At 60.4% G+C, this 3,907-nt stretch carries 3 protein-coding genes; 2 read left to right on the top strand and 1 reads right to left on the bottom strand.

Features of this window, described 5'->3' with window-relative positions; all coding sequences use genetic code 11:
- Together RMO15_RS28490 and RMO15_RS28485 are read left to right on the top strand one after the other, a co-directional pair.
- Positions 1-976: alpha-amylase family glycosyl hydrolase (locus tag RMO15_RS28490; RefSeq protein ID WP_309720998.1), on the top strand; the 976-nt coding region annotated here is incomplete at its 5' end.
- A 44-nt stretch (positions 977-1,020) separates the two neighbouring features.
- On the top strand, positions 1,021-2,829 hold the full coding sequence (locus tag RMO15_RS28485; protein ID WP_309720996.1) for a redoxin family protein: 1,809 nt from the start codon (positions 1,021-1,023) through the stop codon (positions 2,827-2,829).
- Here the strand turns inward: RMO15_RS28485 and RMO15_RS28480 are convergent.
- Positions 2,826-3,907 (bottom strand): tetratricopeptide repeat protein (locus tag RMO15_RS28480; protein WP_309720993.1); only part of this gene is annotated, 1,082 nt, incomplete at its 5' end. The genes RMO15_RS28485 and RMO15_RS28480 overlap by 4 nt on opposite strands.

The following is a 3,907-nucleotide window of genomic DNA, read 5'->3' as shown; positions in this document are numbered from 1 at the left end:
CCACGACGACCGCCCGATGGTGCGAAAGTTTATTCGGGAGAGCCTGGCTTACTGGAGCCGGGAGTTCAAGATAGATGGGTTTCGGTTTGATCTCCTGGGCATGTTTACCCGAGAGACTGTTGCGGCACTGGCACAGGAGATCCGCCGCCAGAACCCCTCCGCCGTGATCTATGGCGAGCCTTGGACCGGGGGCGGCCCCCTGCGTTTCGGGAAGGGCGACCAAAAAGGACTATCAGTGGCGGTCTTCAACGACCACTTTCGCAGTGCCCTGCGCGGCGACCTGGATGGCCCTCAGCCCGGCTTTGCGCTGGGGGGTAAGACCGCTGCCGCCACTCTGGAGTCGCTTCTGGGCGGCTCGCTCTCCGATTTTGCGGCTTCGCCCACGGAGACGGTCAACTATGTCTCCGCACACGACAACGCGACTTTCTGGGATAAAGTTGCCCTCAGCCTTACTCGTGAGCCAGAGCTTCACCCTGCTGCGGTCAAGCTCGCCCACGCCACGGTTCTGCTCGCTCAGGGCATTCCGTTTCTGGAAGGTGGCGTCGAGCTAGGCCGTACCAAAGGTGGCAATGCAAACTCCTACAATGCGGGAGATAAGGCCAATCAGTTTGACTGGAAACGAGGCGCAGAGTTTGAGGAGGTTCGTGCCTACATGGCAGGACTGATTCGGCTCCGCCGCGCTCACCCTGCCTTTCGCCTGAGCACGGCGGAGCAGGTCAAGCGAACCCTGACATTTCTACCCCATGCCGATGGGGTGGCGTTTCGGCTCAACGGAGGGCTGGTGGGGGACTCCTGGAAGCAGATTCTCGTGGTGCTTCATGGTAGCAAGAAGCCAGGAGCCTTTGCGCTTCCACCAGGGTTGTGGAAGCGGGCAGTGGATCACCGGAGGGCGGGAATCCAGAGCCTTGGTGCGTTTCGGGGTAGTGTGGCGCTGGCACCACTCTGCGCCAGTGTGTTCTTTCAAGATACTTTGTGAGAAATGGTACAATTTAATCATTGCGTTAGTGGAGACTCTGAACTATGGTGAAAAATCGTTTCGTTTGGATGCTTAGCGCCTCGCTGGCGCTCTGGGGCGGCATGGTGCTCGCCGATGTGACAAAGCCGGTCGGGCGACGGGCGAGTACTTCCATTCCCTACGCCGGGAAGCGAGCCACAGCCGTGGTCTTTGTGGGAGTTTCCTGCCCCATTGCCAACCGCCACGCACCGGAGCTGGCAGCGCTGGCAAAGTCGGCGAAAGCTCGGGGTGGACAGCTTGTTCTGGTCTATAGCAACCCGGGCGACCAGGCGGAGGCTGCAGCACATGCAAAGAAGTATGGCCTGAGCGATGTGACTGTTCTACTTGATTCCAATCAGACGATCAAAGCTTCCCTGGGCGCAAAAGTGACGCCGCATGCGTTTGTGCTCAATGCGGACGGGAAAGTGCTCTACCAGGGCCGCATCAGCGATGATGGGGGCGCGGGGCAGGCCAAGCCGCGCGGAGCCGCGCCGCTCCACCATGAGCTCGCCGCTGCACTGAACGCGACACTGACAGGCAAGCCGATCAAAGTTGCCAAGACCGAAGCCGTCGGTTGCACAATAGAGCCGTTTTCTCCAGCGCGTGGGGGCCAGCGGGCTCTGGTTACCTATGCCGAGCATATCGCGCCGATTCTCAATGCCAACTGTGTCTCCTGCCACCGTGCGGGCGAGATCGGGCCAATGGCGCTGGATAGTTACGCCAGTGCCAAGCATGTTGCTACCAATATTGCTCAAGTTTCTCAGAAGCGTGTCATGCCGCCCTGGAAGCCCGTTGATGGGCATGGGGAGTTCTCCGGTGTCCGCAAGCTCACCGAGGCACAGATTCAGCTTCTCTCGCTCTGGGCGGAATCGGGGGCTCCCGCAGGAGAGCTTGCCAAAGCGCCCGCTCCTCCTAAGTTCGCTAAGGGCTGGACACTCGGGGAGCCCGATCTCATTCTCAAGATGCCCCAGAGCTACCAAGTTGCGCCGTCGGGGGCTGATGTCTACCGCTGCTTTGTGATTCCTACGAATGTCACGCAGGATAAAGAAGTCGTGGCGGTGGAGTACCGTGCGGGCAATAAAGCCGTGGTGCACCATGTGATTGGCTACCTAGACACGCAGGGCCGTGCCCGCAAGATGGACGAAGCCGAGGCGGGGCCGGGCTATACCAGCTTTGGCGGGCCGGGATTTCTCCCGAGTGGCGAGCTCGATGGCTGGGCTCCCGGAAAGCTGCCCTACTTCCTCCCCGATGGCATCGCGCGGCCTCTGCCCAAGGGAAGCGACTTGGTCATGCAGGTGCACTACCACTCCAACGGCAAGCCGGAAGAGGATCTCACTCAAGTGGGGATCTACTTTGCCAAGAAGCCTGCCACCAAGCGCTTGGGAATCCTGCCGCTAATTGCGCCGCTGAGTATCCCTGCGGGTGAGGCCAGCTACAAAACATCATCGAGCACTCTCATGCCCTTTGATGCCAAGGCGATCTTTGTGATTCCGCACATGCACTTACTGGGGCGAGAGATTGGGATCGAGGCTATCCTGCCCAATGGGAAAAAGCTACCTCTGATCCAGATCAATGACTGGGACTTTAACTGGCAGGACACCTACAACTACAAAGAGTTTGTCTCGCTGCCTAAGGGAACCCAGCTCACGCTCCGGGCTCGCTACGACAACTCGGCGGCTAATCCCCGCCAGCCCAACAATCCCCCGAAAGATGTCGCTTGGGGAGAAGCCACCACCGACGAGATGTCGATCGCCTTTATCGGCTATATCGCCGACAACGAGAACGATCCGATGGTCAAGCTCTTTGCCAGCTTTCTGGGCGGGGGCAAGCGCTAGAGGCTGAGTAAAGCGTCTAGGGAGTCCAAAGCGGCTCCTTGCTCCCAGAGCTGCTGCCACTGGCACTCTGGGAGCGCTTCTTTTGTGGTGCAGGTGGCCTCATCGCGGTGGGGGTGCTTGTCTTCGACTTCGTCCTTGCCCTCACGGAGCTTTGCGGCGTAGCTTAGATACGGGACGGCGAGAGCTGCCTTGCCTTGGCGGGTGTGCAGGCAGGCTAAAACATCCAGGGACTCGCCACCGAAGACAGGCAGGCCAATCTCCAGCCGAAGCTGTGCGCTCTCGTGCAGGGCAGGGATGGCATCATCGTACTGCTTTTGCTCTAGCCAGATTGCCCCGAGAGCATACTGAAGCCCCGCGATAGAGCGCTTTGCCTCTTGTTGGCGGCGGAGCTGAAGTGACTCACTCAGCGAAGCAATCGCTTCGGGAAACGCTCGCTGTGCTTTCTGAACGAGGCCCAGGTAGTAGAGGGAGAGTGCAAGCCAGCCGGGATCGCCCAGCTCGCGCCAGTGCTGGGCACTTTCTTTTAGGTACGGGATGGCATCGTCATGGCGGGCTTCCAGGTAGGAGAGCACCCCAAGCTGATGAACAACTGCGGCGACTCCTGCTCGCATCCCGAGCCGTCGCCGTGCCTCCAGTGCCTCGTTCATATAGCGCCGCGCTGCGGGGTAGTCATCGAGGCTACGGGCGATCAGCCCTAAGTTCGCGTTGATCTCCGCCAGCCCGGCTTCGTCACCCAGCTCCTGAAAGCGGGCACGGCTCTGGCGATTATACGTGCTGGCTTCCTGGAGCTGACCCAGGTTCCACGCCAAGTGCCCCAGGCTCGCCAGAACCGAGGCCTGCCCCCCTTTGTGCTGGCATCGTACAAAACACTCCTGGCTCTGCAGATAGAGATCTCGTGCCTGATCGGGGCGGCCCTGGTTCCAGTGGGCGAGTCCTAGCACACGGAGCGCCTCACCCTCGGCCCAGCCGTCTTGGCTGAGTCGTGCCAGTCGTAGAGCCTCGTCTAGGGCACGGTAAGTTAAGTCGTAGACTGCCGTCTCGTAGGCCAAGACCCCTGTCCCGAGCCAAGCCCGTCCCT

Origin of the sequence: Armatimonas sp. (assembly GCF_031410135.1) — a bacterium.
GTDB lineage: Bacteria > Armatimonadota > Armatimonadia > Armatimonadales > Armatimonadaceae > Armatimonas.
Note: the sequence above shows the minus strand (reverse complement) of the source record. Positions and strands in the feature narration are given on the sequence as shown.